The organism is Bacillus sp. FSL W8-0640 (assembly GCF_038007725.1).
GTDB lineage: Bacteria > Bacillota > Bacilli > Bacillales > Bacillaceae_G > Bacillus_A > Bacillus_A cereus.
In genome coordinates this window covers 2559257-2575015 of the sequence record NZ_JBBOXT010000001.1, presented here as the reverse complement: position 1 = coordinate 2575015, position 15759 = coordinate 2559257, and the positions used below count along the sequence as shown (strand labels likewise).

Sequence of the window (15759 nt, the reverse complement as noted above, 5' to 3'; positions counted from 1 at the left end):
AATGTATAACAGTTAGTAAATCAAGAAGGAGAATACGGGATGGAAATATACATAGAGCAACTAAAGAAACAAGATGCTAAGGATTTATTTACGTTTGAACTTACAAATAAATCTTTTTTTGAAACAATGGTACCAAATCGTGGCTCGAAATATTTTGAATTTGAATATTTCCAAAAACTACTAGACGATTTATTAATAGAACAGGCAGATGGAGATTCTTATTTTTATTTAATTCGTAATGAAGAAAAAGAAATTGTAGGGCGAATCAATTTAGTAGATATAGATACGGAAACTCGAATTAGTTCGCTCGGGTATCGTGTCGGAGAAAAATTCACTAAAAAAGGAGTTGCAACAGCAGCCGTAAAATTAATTTTAGATGTAGCGAAAAATAATGAAATTACTGAAGTTCATGCTAAAACAACGACTAATAATCTCGCATCACAAATTGTACTAGAAAAAAGCGGATTTTCTTCTTATCAAAACGAATCAGATATAACATCTGTAGAATTAAATGGAGAACATGTGAAGTTTGTACACTATATTTGGAGAAATACTTCGCACTTATAATAAGGAGGACTTATTCATGAATGATTTACGTTATCCAATTGGCCAATTTACATACAAACGTCCTATAACTGAAGAAATGATTGATACATGGATTCAAGAAATTGAAGATTTACCTAATGAACTAACAAAGGCAATTAAAGATTTAGATCAGAAGCAGTTAGATACACCATATCGCGTTGGAGGTTGGACTGTACGTCAAGTAGTTCATCACGTCGTTGATAGCCATATGAATAGCTACATACGCTTTAAATTAGCACTGACAGAAAAGAATCCAACTATTAAGCCGTATAAAGAAGAGAAGTGGGCAGAGTTACCTGATTCAAAATTACCGGTAGATGTTTCACTAGTAATGCTAGATTCATTACATAAAAGATGGGTTAATCTTTTATATTCTCTAGAAATTGAAGATTTAGAAAAGACATTTAACCATCCTGAAACTGGTGAAACAAAACTTGCTGTTGCAATAGGACTATATGCATGGCATGGTCGTCACCATACCGCTCATATTACTTCTTTAAGAAAGCGTCTAAATTGGTAACATGGAGATTATATTAGAAAAGGTGACAGAAACTGATGCAGAAGTTATATTTCAAATGCAAATAGACTCATTTAGCTCTTTATTACATAAATATAAAGACTATGAAACAAATCCAGCAAATGAAACTATTGAAAAAACTATTTTTAGAATAAATAATCCCAGCAGTAATTTTTATAAGGTGATAATAGATTCGAAACTTGTTGGAGCGATATGTATATCCGCAAAAGAACTACCTTATAAATTTTGGATTAGTCCAATGTTTATTCATCCAATCTATCAAGGGAAAGGAATTGCTCAGAAGGTACTTATTTTAATTGAAGAAATGTTTCCAGAAGCACGAAGTTTTGAACTTGCTACGATTTTAGAAGAAGAAAGAAATTGTTTTCTATACGAGAAAATGGGGTATAAAAGAACAGAAGTAATAAAGAAATTAAATGATAAAACTACACTTGTTTATTACAAAAAAGAAAGGTAAAGCATTTAAAATACGCTTTACCTTTTTATGTTATTTTAGATTAAATATACAAAAATAATGTATGTTCTTCCAAAATACTCGGGTTAGTAATTTTGAAAATGAATAAAGATACAAAAACCACTACTTTGTCGTAAAGGTTACTAGCGCTTTTTGAATGCTTAAAATACTATCGTCACCTTTAAATTCTTTCGTAATTGGTTCCTCCATACTAGACACCCAAATTTTAAGTTCTGCATCTAAATCAAAATGCCCAGCCGTTTCGATGCTATATTGTGTAATACTTTTATAAGGAATAGAATGGTATTCTGTTTTTTTGCCAGTTACTCCTTGTTTATCTACTAATATAAGACGACGATTTGTAAATACGATTAGATCACGAATTAATTTATAAGCATGCTCTACTTTTTCATCGTCTAGCATAATCTTCTCTAAATCACGTTCTACACTTTCAGAACTCGTATTTGATGCATTTCCTAAAATACCGCTAAATAAACCCATATTAAATTCCTCCTTTAATATATGTGGAATGAATTACTTATATTGTAACATGTTACTCACAAAGATATTATCACATTACTTTAGTAGTTTCTGGTTATTGTTGTAATTAGTTTATATAACCTCATCTTAAAATCTTATGCTAATATGAAATTAAGAAAAAAGAAGCAGAGGGATATAGAATGAAGAATATCGGTTTAGTATTAGAGGGCGGAGGAATGAAAGGTTTATATACTGCAGGTGTACTCGAATATTTCATGGAAAAGAACTTATTCTTTCCATATGTAGTCGGCGTATCAGCTGGAGCCTGTATGGGAGCAACCTATTTGTCGCGTCAACAAGGGAGAAATAAGAAAGTAAATACAGAGCTAGTATCAGATTACAGGTATATATCTTATCGAAATTTAATTCGAAAACGTGAATTATTTGGAATGGACTTTTTATTTGATGAAGTACCTAATAAAATTGTTCCATTTGATTTTCAAACTTTCTTAAACTGTAATGAACAATTTGTTATAGGGACGACTGATTGCGAATCAGGACAAGCTGTTTATTATAATAAAAAAGAACATGGAAATGATATTTTAAAAATCATCCGTGCATCCAGCTCTGTGCCGTTTATAGCACCTGCTGTAGAATATGATAATCGAAAATTACTAGATGGAGGAATTATAGATCCTATACCAGTTTTAAAAGCTCAAACTGATGGTTATGAAAAGAACGTTGTAATTATGACAAAGCCAGAAGGATACGAGAAGCAGCGAAATAAATTTTCTGGTCTAGCTAAAATTCTATATAGAAAATATCCAAAAATCGCAGAGAATTTAGTAGACCATTATCGTTTTTATAACGAGACGATATCTTATATGAATCAAGAAGAACAAAAAGATAATTTTTATGTAATTCAACCCAGTGTACAGCTTCCTATAAGCGGAATAGAAAGAAATAAGGAAAAGCTCGTTAATTTATATAATCTTGGGTATATCGATGCTCAATATCATTATGAAAACTTATTAAATTGGCTAGAGAAATAAAGGAGTGGTAGGTAAAAAGGTTATTTTTAATGAATTGCAGAACATGCCTAGTCTACTGTATAAACCGTTTCCGAATTGTGACATTCATAAGAAAAGATTTTAATAATACGTTTACAGAAGATGATTGTATAAGCGCTGATTTAAATTATTATTGGATGCATACAGCAGGTACTTTAAGTTACGTGCTTAATAATAATGAACAGGAGATTGTGTTTAATCAAATTAAGTGGCTAAGAAAATCGTTTTTTGAGTGGTTTCCGCAATATTGTTTTCTAGAAACAGAGATTATGAATTATCCCATTTTATATAGAGATTTCATGAATTATGAAAAGACCCGTAAGCTATTACTTTATTATCTTACTGAATAAAAATTAAAACGTACAAGTGATGCTGTTTGTACGTTTTTTGTTCATAAAATATACAATATTAACACCTTGTCCATGTAGGTATTTTAACGAGAAAAAAGAAGTACATATAGAATATGTAAGAGGGAGGAGATAGAAGCTTGTTAGCTGTTTTCCTTTCAATTCATGTCCAACTCAAATATTTCGAGTAAAATTCGTTTCTAAATGGTATTATCAAATATCAAGAAAACTAATTTAGAAACGAAGAAGGGACAGGTTTAATATGGAAAACGTATCAAATGTAGATAAAGTAGAATCTATACAGTCTTTACAGTCAACAATCCGTAAACTTGAAAATGCACTATCTCAGATGACTCAAAAAGGTGCAAATACTACATTAGTGAAAAAAAGACTCAAAGCAGCTAGTATCGGCTTAGCTATGTTAGAAAGTATTTGGAATCAAGAAACCCATCATTACACCCAAGAGGATTTAGCAGACGCTCGAAATGTTCTAATTGGTTTGTTGCCATCAATTGAAAAGATTTATGTTAAGTCAAAGCTTGGGAGTCCTCAAAGAACACTGTTAGAAAGAAGAATAAAATCATTGGAACTTTCTATTCAAGCAATTGATCATCTTTCTAATCAATAACTTCTCTAAACACATAACTTACGACTACTTTTATATAGAAATTCTAATGAAAAAACTACATATAGAATACTACAAAGGAGAAAGAGAGGTGATGGAGAAGGTACCAATAAAGCGTCTGTGTTAAAAATAGGTATGGACGTGCAGTATAGCAGTCGTTTTCCTTCAAATGATTATCCATCCGGAAAGATTGAAACATATTCTTTTTATAGTTCGATTTTAAATAACACACGTAAAATTCATATTTATACGCCTCATGATTATTCTCACACTTCACATCTTCAAGAACTTCTCATTGTATTTGATGGGAATTCATTCATAACCTTCCAATCGCAAAAACACTTAATTATTTAATTTACAAAAATGAAATCCCATCTTGTATTGCTGTTGCTATAGATCCTGTCGATCGATTAGAAGAGCTAACTTATAATGATAAAATGAATGCATTTTTCAAGGAGGAATTACTTCCGTGGTGTGCATCAAGAAGCAAAACATACAACAATTGCTGGTTTCAGTCTTGGTGGCTTAGCAGCTTTTTATGCAACACTTCAAAATCCACATGTTTTCGGAAATGTGTTGTCAATGTCTGGATCCGTACATTGGAAAAAAGATGATTATGAAAATGCAATTCCTTGGATTGAAAATCAAATTTAATCAATAGATTCTAATGCGACTCATCTCTATTCTTACATAGCAGTAGGAGAACTTGAAAACAAACCTCTTTTAACGGCTAATAGACGTCTGTATAAAGCTTTAAAAGAAAAGGAATACCAAATTACTTATGAAGAGTTTCAAGGCGGTCATGATAGCGTGTGGTGGCGAGAAAAGCTATTCGAAGGATTAAGGGCATTGAATTTTACAAAAACGACACTAAAAAATAAAAAGGAGAGAGAAGCTATGAATCAAGAAGAACTAGATAAAAAACTAAAAAAGCAAGAGATTTTAGTAAAAGATGAGAAAGTTTGGTCGTATACGTATGAGGATCATATTAGTTCTATCGTTAAACAAGCAGAACAGAAAGGAGCTTTTGATAATTTACCTGGTAAAGGTAAACCTCTTAATCTCGATAAAGATCTTTCTTACAATCCTGAAAAACAACTTTATAGAACTTTAGCAAATAATCATGTTTTACCAAGGTGGATTGAGCTTTCAAAAGAAATTGACGATTTAAAAGAAAGACTAAAAGAAAATACAAATGCGGCAGAAGCAGCGGATTTAATTCGAACTATTAATAAAAAGGTTTTAGAACACAATTTACTTTGTCCACCAAGTGCGCAAAAAACGAGGGTGAAAACGGACTTTTAACAATTTTTCACAAAGCTATTTCTTGCTATATAATTAAGTAAGGCATTTTCAATTCATTACTAAAGGGAGGCAAATGTGATGAAGAATACGTATCAACTTCAAATTCCGACAGAACTAGAGCAGTATCGTAGTATTTTAGAAGAAAGTATAAAACCGTATGTTAAAGTGTCTGGAACATTAGCAGAGACAACACTTTTTGAGAGTAAGTTTGGTGGTTATCCGTATTTACCTATAGATCAAGAGCATCCTAAAGACTCAAATGGACAACCTATGATGCTACTTGCGCAGTTAAACTTTGAAGAAATTCCGCATGTTGAATATATGCCTCAAAAGGGAATGTTACAGTTTTTCGTAAGTGCTGATGATGAGCTTTATGGAGCAGATTTTGATCATCCAACAATCCAAAAAGACTTTCGAATTATTTATCATTCTACAATTATAGAAGATTTAAATAAGGTAATTACTGATTTTAGTTATTTAAACACTTTAGAATTAGAAGACTTTATCATACCTGAAGCAGCAAAACTGAATTTTGAGTTAGCTTATCAACCAGTAACACCAAGAGATTATAGATTTGAAATGATTTTTAGTGATAACATTGATTGGGAAGAAATTGTTGATGAAGAAAATAATACAGAATTAGGCGAACTGTATGATGATTTATGTAAAGATCAAGGACATAAAGTGAGGAGGATTTTTTTATTTTAAAAATAAGTGTTATGTTAACTAGAATAAAAAAACAATGAGTGTAATGAAAGTCAAGCCTAAATAACAGAAATAACAACAAATAATGTGAAGTTGTAAAACGTGTGCAAATAGCAATCAATTCATTAAGGAAAATACAAAATATAATTATTAATTTATATTTTGTATAGAAATAATTTTTCTGTATAAAAATTTCTTGCCAATCAAAAATGTTTTTAATTCGTTAAATCTTAAGTGATTATTGATTAAGATTTGCTGTGATGAATTTATAACAAATAAAAACGATAAAAACTGAAGAAATTTGTTTATATAAGATTTCATGTGAATCTCACTAAAAATCTCTGATTCGTCTCATTAAGTATAGTTTACTTGGTTTTTGATACCTGATATCGCTTTGTTTCTTTAACTGCCTATAATATATATTATGTTAACTGTAAAAAAGTAATAAACTTACTAAGTTTTAGTTGTGTTTATTATGATCCCCTTTTCCACCGAATTAGTAATGTGTGATTGGTTATGTATTTATTCGCTTTATTAGCCATTGATAATAATATTTTCGGATATAAATTAGATTTTAAATAATAAAAATACAATTCGTTTAATCTGTTCATTTTAAACGAATTGTATTATGATGACGAATATTTTTTTATAACTAGTTTGCTACAGCGATTGCTTCGATTTCAATTAATAAGTTATCGTTAATTAACTTTCTAACTTCTACAGCTGAACTTGCTGGTGGATTATTAGTGTCAATGTATTGATCTCGAATATTTCTCACAATGGCCATTTGAGAAATATCTGTTAAGAAAAATGTTAATTTGACTACATCATTAAATTTTAATTCCGAAGTTTCCAATGCACTTTTAATATTTTCGAATACTTGTCGCGTTTGTGTAGCTAAATCGTCAATTCCAACTATTTGACCGTCAGTGTTAATCGCTACTTGTCCAGATATGTAAATTGTTCGTTTAGCGTTTGTAACTTCGACTACATGCGAGTATCCAAAAGTTGGTGGCATCGTTTCTGGATTGATAAATTTCTTTTGCAAGGCTCTTCTCCCCTTTAAACATTTCATTTTCTTAATGTTAGGTTTTGATTTCAGATTATCCTCTATTTACTAATAATTATTTATCGATTTAGCTGCTACATTTGTAAAAGTGTATTAGCACTTTAATTTAAAGTTATTGATGGATTATGTACGTTTGATTTTTTTTGTGCTTGTTATAATTACACCTTGTTTTATTAATTCTTCAGTTACTTTTGTATAGAAAAAGTGATACCACCAGATAAAAAACTCTTCATAAGTAATTTCTTTTGAGTATCTGCTGCTGGCAAAGTATTCTTTTAAAGATTTATCGTTTTCATTAAACAATAAGACTAAATCTTTACTGATCCAAGATGAAGCATTACAAGTAAATATTGAAGTTTCGTTCCTTTTATTTTTATAGATGGCGAATTATCTCCAGAGAAAATCATTTTAGCTTCATAAGCTGTATGTAATATATTCTCCGGAATATTATTAGTAAACACTTCATAACCCCTCCCTTACTAGTAAATTCATTGTAAGATTTATGTATTTACTAACTTCTATAAACGAAAATAAGTATCCTCTAATAATCTCAAATTAAAAACCTTAGCATAGATATACTAAGGTTTTTTGTATTTTTATAATGAATGAATTCTTTCATAGTCTTTTTTAAATTGATTATCATTTTTCAACCAACTTTTAAAAGTTGGTTCCTTTATTTCTAAAATGGAACAAGTTTTAGCGATACATTTATTTTTCATATATTCCTTAAGGAAATTTTGTTTTCTCTGCTTAACAGCAGCTTGGGTTCTTTTTAGGTTTCGATCTTTTAATTGATCTAGACTTAGACTTTCTTTCTGAAATTCTTCATATTTTCTATGCAAATAAATATCTTTGTCTTTATAAATCCAATTTGAAAATAGTTGTATTGATTTTCTCCCGGTTAAAATGACGCGATAATGTTTATTTTGATTTAGTAAATCGGCTGGTAAATTGTGATTTTGTAGTACCTGATTTAAAGAATTCATAAAGCTATATGATCCTCCTACAAAGCTTACTGTATACGTTTCATACTTGACGTAACCATCCCCATCAAAATATCCACGAACAAAATGATGTAAATATTCTTCAGGCACGAATGGAAATTTAATATTTAATGATTTACATGGCATGATTCCATGTATGTTCATAATTGTTGCATATAAGAAGGAATTTACTAAATAAAAACAATTTACATGTACTTAATATTTGTCTTAGCTGCTGCTATGCGATTTGTACTTTATAGATACAAATAATGAATTTGACGGATTTATGAAATACAAGGCATTTTAGATGAAAGGTAAAATAATATAGTTTAAACTACAAATAGCTACAATAACAACATACGTAAATTGTTAATCGTAAAAAGGAGAACGAATGAATAAGAAATATACAAATCAAATTCATACTGATATGAGTTTTAAACCGAAAGATATTATAAGTTTAATGACGGATTACTTTAAAATAAAATCAAAGCTGCGTCCTATAAAGGATTTGCCTGTTGTTTTATCAAATAAAGATAATGAAGCGTTAGAGAGTGTTACATGGTTTGGCCATTCTGCTTCTCTTTTGAAAATAGAAGGTAAAAAACTGTTATTAGACCCGATGTTTGGAGATGCCTCTTCCCCATTTCCCTTGTTTAATAGTAAGCGTTATAGTGGTGCTTTTTCTTTAGAACGTGATGACCTTCAAGAAATTGATGCGATTATCATTTCTCATAATCACTATGATCATTTGAATTACAAAAGTATTATGCAGTTAAAAAATCGCGCAAAACACTTTTATGTTCCAACTGGAGTTGCACAATATCTTATTAAATGGGGTGTTTCACCTAGTAAAATTAGTGAGCATAATTGGTGGGACGAAATTACGTTTGATAATATTAAGTTAGTATGTGCGCCTGCAAGGCATTTCTCTGGACGTGGTATGACAGATAGAGATCGTTCATTATGGTGTTCATGGCTTATTCTTGGTCAAGAGACTAAAATTTTCTTTAGTGGTGATAGCGGTTATGCCCCTCACTTTAAGGAAATTGGTGATAAATACGGTCCATTCGATCTTACATTAATGGAATGCGGGCAATATGATCCGAGATGGTCTGCTATCATATGTTGCCTGAAGAAACGGTACAAGCTCATATTGATGTTAAAGGAGAATTACTTCTTCCGATTCATTGGGGTGCTTTTACGTTAGCATTACACGAATGGAGTGACCCGATAGAACGTGTTACGAAAGAAGCTAACCGTTTAGGAGTTAAAATTACAACGCCACAAATTGGCGAATCTATTACGTTAAAATCTACAGACTATCCTTTATCCGCTTGGTGGAAGGAAATTTAATTTTAAAATATAAAAAGAGCGAATCCTCTTATAAAGAATTCGCTCTTTTTTCTGTATTTAAACTTATTTCACTATATTGGATCTCCCACTATCTAATACTCTATTTGCTGGTACACTGGACATTTCAACCACTGTATTCATACTCTTATCAGTCAGTTCAATGAGTTCGTTTTCATGTTTTATTTTATTTAAATCCCACACCATCCCATGAAATTCATTATGTTGACCACTTACCTGTATAATGCTTTTTGTTTTATTTGAAGGCTGTATTTGAAGGTTTGTAAATTGATTCCCACTAATTTCATTTGGCGTAGTTACTTGACTATCCATATAAATCATATTTACACAGTCTTCTAAAGAAAAGTTCATAAAACGATTGGCATTTATCCAAGCTTGTCCGGTGCTCGGTTTTTTCGCTACTAATTTCAGTCCAGTTTCCATTCCTACAACTTTAATATTTTCGAAGTTAACAAACGAAATTTCATTTTCTTTTCCAGCAGAGTATAAAGAAATTCCGGTACCTTTATTCGTTTCCGTCCAATTGATAATATTTATATCTTTTATTTGTGTTTTGTTCCAAGTGTTATAATATTTATTTTTACCGTCTAAATAAATAACTTCAGAGTTAAATTTAGGATCGTCAATAGCTATATACGCTCCTTCAATGGATGCGTTTTTCTCTAGTTCTAAAACTCTAAAGTTTCCCTCAACTACAAAGTGGGATCCGTAACCAAATAATAATTTCACACCTTTTTTAACAATGATTGGTGACGTAATTTTATACTTTTTATCATCAAGCAATACAGTTTTAATTTTACTAGACTCTGCTTTATTAATAGCAGATTGTATTTTTATTGAATCATTTTCCCCTTTAAAGTTTTCTACATACAAGTTAGTACTTTTAGCTGCATAGTCTTTTTTGTTGTATTGATAAAAAGCAAAAATAATTAAAACTATACCCATGAGTAAAACAATTATTTTCTTCATCGTACTCACCCCATATCGATTAATCTATGGCTTTTATATTCAGGTTATTATTATTTTGCTTTGTATTTCAGATTACCATTGCTGCTTTGTCTATTAATCCCTTCCTCTATCCTTAATAAGCTCTTACTGGCGATATAAGATGTACTGCTGCAGATTGCTCTCCTGCTTCAATCAATATCGGTCGCATAGAACCTCCAAAACTTAAAGTAATCGTTTCTTCTTTTATTGCTCTTAAAGCATCAACCATAAAACGCCCATCGAAAGATATATTTAATTGTTTTTCACCTTGAATCGCATCTATTTGTTGCGTTTCAGATATTTTCCCAATTTGAGAAGCGTTTGAAGAAATTTTAATTGTGGATTCGTTTATGATTTCTAAGTTAACATTGTTATTAGCCCATTCACTTGCTAATAAACTTGATCGGTCTACACCTTGTAATATCTTTTTTCTATCTACGTTAATAATCGTTTTAAAATCATTTGGAATAAGGTTAGAAATATTAGGATATTTCCCTTCAATTAGTCTTGAATATAATGTAGTTGTTCCGAGCGTAAATATAATATGATTCTCTGAAAGGTAGATATATACGAATTCCGAATTGCTGTTCATTAATTTTAGAAGTTCACTAATGGTTGCGCTTGGTACAATACAATTTGCTTTTACATCTGAGGAAAGTAATGTTTCGCGTATCGCTAGTCTATGTGAGTCAGTTGCAGCGCAAATTAACTTATTATTAGATAACTCTATATGCACCCCAGTAAGAACAGGTCTAGATTCATTTTTTGCTACCGCAAAGACTGTTTGTTTAAATACTTCAATCAATTGCTCTGTCTCTACCTTGATTTCTGCATGATTGTCTATAAGCGGTACATTCGGAAACTCATCTGCAGGAAATCCATTTAAACTTAATGTGATTTCTTCTGATTGTATCTTAATAGTTTGCTCATTCTTACTTTTTATTGCGATATCACTTGGCATTTTCTTTATTATTTCAATGAAATACTTTGCAGGTACAACAATAGTTCCTACCTTTAAAATAGTTGCAATCTTTTCGTCTTCAATTGAAACAGGAATGAATTTTTCAATAAAAATATTTGAGTTACTTGCAATTAAAGTAATTCCAGATTGATCTGCAGTTATTTTTATACCAGATAATATAGGAATTAAAGATTTTGTTGATATTGCTTTGTTGACTTCTGAAAGTGCTTGAGTGAATTGTTTGTGATTAACGATAAACTCCATGTTTCCCCCGCCTTACATGAGATAATATTTTTATGAAGATTGATGAACGATTGTTCCGTTAAAAAAATAAGGTACTGTTTCTTTCTTTTGTAATAAATATAGTAAATGTTCTGGTATGCGTAAATACGGTGCTGCTATATGTAATTCCATCCAAGTAATCTCTTCGATTTCTTTTGGCCTTGATATATATGTCTCCCCGCCGATTATTTCGCCTAGAAAATTAAAGAAAATTGCATGATGATCTCTTTCCTCGAAAAAGGCTTCACTGATAGAACAAATCCCGTTTACGTTTATATGTAACCCTGTTTCTTCTTTTACTTCTCGAATTACTGCTTCTTCTAATGTTTCTCCTAGTTTAACTGCGCCACCTGGTAATGTATAATAAGAACCATTTTCCCCTTTGTTTTTTACCATTAAGATCTTTTCATTAGTTTTATCGTACAAAATCGCGTATGTAACATTAACTTTTTTCATATGTACCTCCTCTATTTTAAATAAAAGGAATTTTCTGCCTTCTATTCATTCTACCATTAACTCCTTTTAATATATATAAGTTAGTTAAGTCTTGCCTTTACCGCTATTGTTGGAGTTAATAAGAATAGGCTACTGATATAAAAAAAGAACGTACCTTAGGAAGATTATCCAAAGTACGTTCTTGCAGTTTTAGTATAAAAATTGATTCAATTAATACTGAAATTAATAATAACCTCGCCCTTATTGCATTTGTATTTCAAATACTAACGTTAACAAATTCTATATACTTTTTAACCGTTTTTCTAAATAATAATGATTATGTCCTTTCGGATGATCTTCACTTACTCCAATTACTTTATATCCATGTTTCTTATAAAAATCAGGTGCTTGGAAACTAAAAGTATCTAAATTAATTAACCTACACCCTTTTTCAATTGCAAATTCTTCAATAAGCTTTATTAACTTGCTTCCGTAACCTTCATGCCTATATTCTTCAGAAACCCATAGAAAGTCAACGTGTACATGGTGCCAAAAAGTTATTGCTGTTACCCCACCTACTATTTCTTCTTTTTCATTTCTTACTATGAAACTAACCTTTTCTGAAGGTGTTTTTTCTTCATCTGCAAGATATTTTTGATTGTATTCAATTACTTTCTCTCTTATGTAATCACTATCTTCTTGTACCCACTGCTGTACTATTTTCATTTTAAGTGTCACGCTCCTTTTTACTTATCTATTCAATTTTATAATGAAATTGTCCTGTCTTTAATAAGTTCGTAAAGAAGCAAAGTTAATGGAATAAAAAAGAGCCCTAACATGAGGACTCTTTTTAAAATTAAGCTACTTTCCGATGTAAATGTTTTAGTTCCTTTTTCTTTTCTACATTTGGTGGGCGGATTAATATTGAAATAATGAAGGAAATAACACTTAAAACACCGATTATAATGAAAGTTGGTTGAAATCCCCCGAGTATCGCTCCAATAAATGATCCTGCAAGCGCACCAAATCCGAAACCTTGGTAGACAATCCCGTAATTTGTACTATGGTTTTTTAATCCAAAGAAATCTCCGACAATAGCTGGGAATATAGTTATATTACCGCCGAAGCAAAAGGCGACACTTGCTACACAAGCAAAATAGATTCCGTAATTTAGCGGAATAAAACTTAAAGTAAAGACTGACAATCCTATAATAATAAACGTTGCAGAGACAATTTTCATTCGGCCGATTTTATCTGATAACGTCCCAAGAATAATTCTACCTACTGTATTAAAAATTGCAATCATAGCAACGGCGTTTGCAGCGGTTGCTGCGCTAAGTCCAACGAGTTGTACACCGATATCTTTTACCATACTGATTAAATACAAACCACCCATACACGAGGTGAATAACATAAAAAATAGCAGATATACTTGTTTCGTTCGCATCATTTCACGCGGAGTATAGTCATTGTGCAATGTTTCAGTTACAGCATTACTTACAATTGCCTCACGTAAGAAGAACGATCCGATTAACACTAAAAGTAACACGATAATACCCCAATATAAGAATGCTTGTGATACACCAAGGTTATCGATAAGATTTCCGTTTATATATCTAAAGATTAAGCTGCCCATTCCATACGCTGATACAGATATACCTGAAATAAGCCCTTTCCGATTTGGAAACCATTTAATTAAATTAGATAGTGATGTAATATAAGCTGTTCCATCCGCATAACCAACAACAACACCAGCTAATAAATATAATAGTGGTAAGGAAGAAACTTGTGAACTAAGTATTAAGCCGAGTCCTAAAACAATTCCTGCAGTAGCAATAAGTTTCCGAAGTCCTAATTTTTTCTGCAATTTTGCTGCAAATAAAGTTGAGAATGATAAAGAAAAACTTGTTATAGAGAAAGTTATCGCTACTGAATTAAGATTCCATCCAAACTTACTTACAAGGGGTTGATTAAATAAACTCCATGTATAAATTGTTCCAAGGCCAATTTGAACAATGATTGTACCTAGAACAATTAGTAACGGATTTATAGAAGTTTGTTTCATACTAACTGTCCCCTTCTTTTATCTTGACATAGATTTTCACAGTTAGTATATCCATCGTAAATTGCAAGATACTGTACGGAAAATGGTAATTAAGTTCATATACACAAAAAGACACTTCATAAAGAAGTGTCTTTTGCAGGTTATATCAGATGTTTCTAAAGAAAGCTTTGTTAAGATAAGCCATTTTCGAATGCTTATGTATATATGTTATCAAATAATTTCTTATATGTGATGAGACTTAAGACGTATTTTTCATTCATCATATAGTCGGATGAAAAATTAATATTCGATTTCATCAAAATCCTTCGGCTGCGGTACAGTTTGCATATTAGCTGCATCTTTAGGATCGCTATAAATTGCATTTTGCTCTGTATTTACATCTTTTATATTTTGTTTTTTATTTTTGTTCACTTTATCTTTCACTTACAATCACTCCTTTTTGTTATAGGAGTAATTATGCCCTATTACCGTTACTAAATGTATCAGCGACTAAATTACTAAATTCACGTAAATAATATAAGTAATTATCACCGCCGTAGTTATATCTTTTGTTATACATTTTTGCAACAACTACATTATATTCAGGTATTACTAAAATAGTCGGTCCAGTAATCCCTAATATTTGATATGACCCTTTTGGAACACGTTCACCAAGTTCGCTTAATTGTGCAGGTTCATTTTGAACGAACCAAAACAAGCCATTTTGTGGTAGCTCTTTATTTACATATGTTGGACTCTGCAAACTCGTAGCGATTTTTATAACTTCTTTTGGAACAATTTGCTTACCGTTTATCACACCTTGATTTAAATGAAGATTGCCCCAATAAGCAAATTCTCTAGCTGAGACAAACAGATTTTTTTCAGTACCGTCATCTACCGTACCAATTTCACTAGTCGCGTCTTCATTTGGATTATTAACAACGTCAACTAAATTTTCATCTCGCTGAACTCTCCAACCTGTTTCTTGAAAATTAGCAGGCTTAAAAACACGCTCCTTTAACAATTCAGGAAAACTTTTGTTATATAGCTGATAAATAAGACGTGTCATCATTCTTACATTAATATCTCTATATGCCCATGCTTGTCCCGGTTCAAATTCACGAAAAATTGTCCCGTCATTCATTTCTTCTAATCCGTGCGAATGTGTTACTAAATGTCTTATCGTTGTTTTACCAAGAAATGCAGGATTAAAGTCTTTAAAATATTTTATCGCTTCATCATCAATAGAGTTTATTTTCCCCTCGTAAAGCGCATACGCTATCATTAATCCTAAATAACTTTTTCTAGCAGAAGCAACGTTGAACTGCGAAGATGCGGTTACTTTTTTATTAGTCGATGTATTTGAGTGATAACCGCTATAATGCTCTAATACGACTTTATTATTTTTTATAATACAAATTGCTGTAGCAGAACTATGATTTTTTTCTTTTATATCCTCTACCCAAGAAATCAACTTATCATATGTATACAAATAAATCCCCCTTAATACACATCAAA

The 15759-nt window shown here is 31.1% G+C and carries 16 protein-coding genes and 6 pseudogenes; 10 read left to right on the top strand and 12 right to left on the bottom strand.

Annotated elements, in window-relative coordinates; genetic code table 11:
- Window positions 1–39: 39 nt before the first annotated feature.
- From N2V80_RS13335 to N2V80_RS13325, 3 genes are read left to right on the top strand one after another with little or no spacing between them, the layout of a single operon-like run.
- Window positions 40–567, top strand: a complete 528-nt coding sequence (locus tag N2V80_RS13335) for a GNAT family N-acetyltransferase (protein WP_000409242.1) — start codon at window positions 40–42, stop codon at window positions 565–567.
- Window positions 568–583: 16 nt separating this feature from the next.
- Window positions 584–1105 carry a YfiT family bacillithiol transferase gene (locus N2V80_RS13330; protein ID WP_000999070.1) on the top strand — a complete coding sequence of 174 codons (522 nt, stop codon included), beginning with the start codon at window positions 584–586 and terminating at the stop codon, window positions 1103–1105.
- A 1-nt stretch (window position 1106) separates the two neighbouring features.
- Entirely contained in the window at window positions 1107–1580 is a 474-nt protein-coding gene (locus tag N2V80_RS13325) for a GNAT family N-acetyltransferase (protein ID WP_002005126.1), read from the top strand.
- 120 nt (window positions 1581–1700) lie between these two features.
- On the opposite strand, the gene N2V80_RS13320 is transcribed toward N2V80_RS13325, so the two are convergent.
- Window positions 1701–2078: a PH domain-containing protein gene (locus tag N2V80_RS13320; protein ID WP_000522476.1), complete on the bottom strand. Its 378-nt coding sequence runs from the start codon at window positions 2076–2078 to the stop codon at window positions 1701–1703.
- Window positions 2079–2257: 179 nt separating this feature from the next.
- Here N2V80_RS13320 and N2V80_RS13315 point away from each other — a divergent pair, with 179 nt between their 5' ends.
- The 6 genes and pseudogenes from N2V80_RS13315 to N2V80_RS13290 all read left to right on the top strand — a co-directional run.
- Window positions 2258–3109 (top strand): patatin-like phospholipase family protein, encoded by an 852-nt coding sequence (locus N2V80_RS13315; protein ID WP_000789287.1) that lies wholly within the window; start codon window positions 2258–2260, stop codon window positions 3107–3109.
- Between the two features lie 43 nt (window positions 3110–3152).
- Window positions 3153–3477 (top strand): annotated as a pseudogene (locus N2V80_RS13310) (YxiJ-like family protein).
- 259 nt (window positions 3478–3736) lie between these two features.
- Window positions 3737–4102 (top strand): hypothetical protein, encoded by a 366-nt coding sequence (locus N2V80_RS13305; RefSeq protein ID WP_000432685.1) that lies wholly within the window; start codon window positions 3737–3739, stop codon window positions 4100–4102.
- Between the two features lie 93 nt (window positions 4103–4195).
- Window positions 4196–4972: pseudogene (locus N2V80_RS13300) on the top strand (alpha/beta hydrolase); the annotation flags it as partial.
- Window positions 4973–4996: 24 nt separating this feature from the next.
- Entirely contained in the window at window positions 4997–5404 is a 408-nt protein-coding gene (locus N2V80_RS13295) for a DnaJ family domain-containing protein (protein ID WP_033667379.1), read from the top strand.
- 78 nt (window positions 5405–5482) lie between these two features.
- Window positions 5483–6091, top strand: a pseudogene (locus N2V80_RS13290) (YwqG family protein); the annotation flags it as partial.
- Window positions 6092–6761: 670 nt separating this feature from the next.
- Here N2V80_RS13290 and N2V80_RS13285 read toward each other — a convergent pair.
- The 4 genes and pseudogenes from N2V80_RS13285 to N2V80_RS13270 all read right to left on the bottom strand — a co-directional run.
- Window positions 6762–7157 (bottom strand): RidA family protein, encoded by a 396-nt coding sequence (locus N2V80_RS13285; RefSeq protein ID WP_001169714.1) that lies wholly within the window; start codon window positions 7155–7157, stop codon window positions 6762–6764.
- A 133-nt stretch (window positions 7158–7290) separates the two neighbouring features.
- Window positions 7291–7502: pseudogene (locus N2V80_RS13280) on the bottom strand (hypothetical protein); the annotation flags it as partial.
- The gene (locus N2V80_RS13275) at window positions 7487–7639 is read right to left on the bottom strand and encodes a hypothetical protein (protein ID WP_002005131.1); all 153 of its coding nucleotides are present in this window, start codon (window positions 7637–7639) and stop codon (window positions 7487–7489) included. The pseudogene N2V80_RS13280 and the gene N2V80_RS13275, both read right to left, overlap by 16 nt.
- A 135-nt stretch (window positions 7640–7774) precedes the next feature.
- Window positions 7775–8329: pseudogene (locus N2V80_RS13270) on the bottom strand (LAGLIDADG family homing endonuclease); the annotation flags it as partial.
- A 223-nt stretch (window positions 8330–8552) separates the two neighbouring features.
- Between N2V80_RS13270 and N2V80_RS13265 the strand changes: the two are divergent.
- Window positions 8553–9514, top strand: a pseudogene (locus N2V80_RS13265) (MBL fold metallo-hydrolase).
- Window positions 9515–9577: 63 nt separating this feature from the next.
- Here the strand turns inward: N2V80_RS13265 and N2V80_RS13260 are convergent.
- From N2V80_RS13260 to N2V80_RS13230, 7 genes are all read right to left on the bottom strand, one after another.
- The gene (locus N2V80_RS13260; RefSeq protein WP_061654574.1) at window positions 9578–10501 is read right to left on the bottom strand and encodes a hypothetical protein; all 924 of its coding nucleotides are present in this window, start codon (window positions 10499–10501) and stop codon (window positions 9578–9580) included.
- A 112-nt stretch (window positions 10502–10613) separates the two neighbouring features.
- Window positions 10614–11744 (bottom strand): DNA polymerase III subunit beta, encoded by a 1131-nt coding sequence (dnaN, locus tag N2V80_RS13255; RefSeq protein ID WP_340979991.1) that lies wholly within the window; start codon window positions 11742–11744, stop codon window positions 10614–10616.
- Between the two features lie 30 nt (window positions 11745–11774).
- Window positions 11775–12218: an NUDIX hydrolase gene (locus N2V80_RS13250; RefSeq protein ID WP_000757608.1), complete on the bottom strand. Its 444-nt coding sequence runs from the start codon at window positions 12216–12218 to the stop codon at window positions 11775–11777.
- A gap of 279 nt (window positions 12219–12497) precedes the next feature.
- Entirely contained in the window at window positions 12498–12923 is a 426-nt protein-coding gene (locus N2V80_RS13245) for a GNAT family N-acetyltransferase (protein ID WP_000706906.1), read from the bottom strand.
- Window positions 12924–13053: 130 nt separating this feature from the next.
- A complete protein-coding gene (locus N2V80_RS13240; RefSeq protein WP_000815136.1) occupies window positions 13054–14262 on the bottom strand; it encodes an L-lactate MFS transporter in 1209 nt (402 codons plus the stop codon).
- Window positions 14263–14541: 279 nt separating this feature from the next.
- Window positions 14542–14685: a hypothetical protein gene (locus N2V80_RS13235; RefSeq protein WP_000653680.1), complete on the bottom strand. Its 144-nt coding sequence runs from the start codon at window positions 14683–14685 to the stop codon at window positions 14542–14544.
- Window positions 14686–14716: 31 nt separating this feature from the next.
- On the bottom strand, window positions 14717–15733 hold the full coding sequence (locus tag N2V80_RS13230) for a serine hydrolase domain-containing protein (RefSeq protein ID WP_061656029.1): 1017 nt from the start codon (window positions 15731–15733) through the stop codon (window positions 14717–14719).
- Window positions 15734–15759: the final 26 nt, after the last annotated feature.

Coding starts and splice junctions, on each gene's coding strand:
- N2V80_RS13335 (WP_000409242.1), top strand. CDS start 40: ATGGAAATATACATAGAGCAACTAAAGAAACAAGATGCTAAGGATTTA.
- N2V80_RS13330 (WP_000999070.1), top strand. CDS start 584: ATGAATGATTTACGTTATCCAATTGGCCAATTTACATACAAACGTCCT.
- N2V80_RS13325 (WP_002005126.1), top strand. CDS start 1,107: ATGGAGATTATATTAGAAAAGGTGACAGAAACTGATGCAGAAGTTATA.
- N2V80_RS13320 (WP_000522476.1), bottom strand. CDS start 2,078: ATGGGTTTATTTAGCGGTATTTTAGGAAATGCATCAAATACGAGTTCT.
- N2V80_RS13315 (WP_000789287.1), top strand. CDS start 2,258: ATGAAGAATATCGGTTTAGTATTAGAGGGCGGAGGAATGAAAGGTTTA.
- N2V80_RS13305 (WP_000432685.1), top strand. CDS start 3,737: ATGGAAAACGTATCAAATGTAGATAAAGTAGAATCTATACAGTCTTTA.
- N2V80_RS13295 (WP_033667379.1), top strand. CDS start 4,997: ATGAATCAAGAAGAACTAGATAAAAAACTAAAAAAGCAAGAGATTTTA.
- N2V80_RS13260 (WP_061654574.1), bottom strand. CDS start 10,501: ATGAAGAAAATAATTGTTTTACTCATGGGTATAGTTTTAATTATTTTT.
- dnaN (WP_340979991.1), bottom strand. CDS start 11,744: ATGGAGTTTATCGTTAATCACAAACAATTCACTCAAGCACTTTCAGAA.
- N2V80_RS13250 (WP_000757608.1), bottom strand. CDS start 12,218: ATGAAAAAAGTTAATGTTACATACGCGATTTTGTACGATAAAACTAAT.
- N2V80_RS13245 (WP_000706906.1), bottom strand. CDS start 12,923: ATGAAAATAGTACAGCAGTGGGTACAAGAAGATAGTGATTACATAAGA.
- N2V80_RS13240 (WP_000815136.1), bottom strand. CDS start 14,262: ATGAAACAAACTTCTATAAATCCGTTACTAATTGTTCTAGGTACAATC.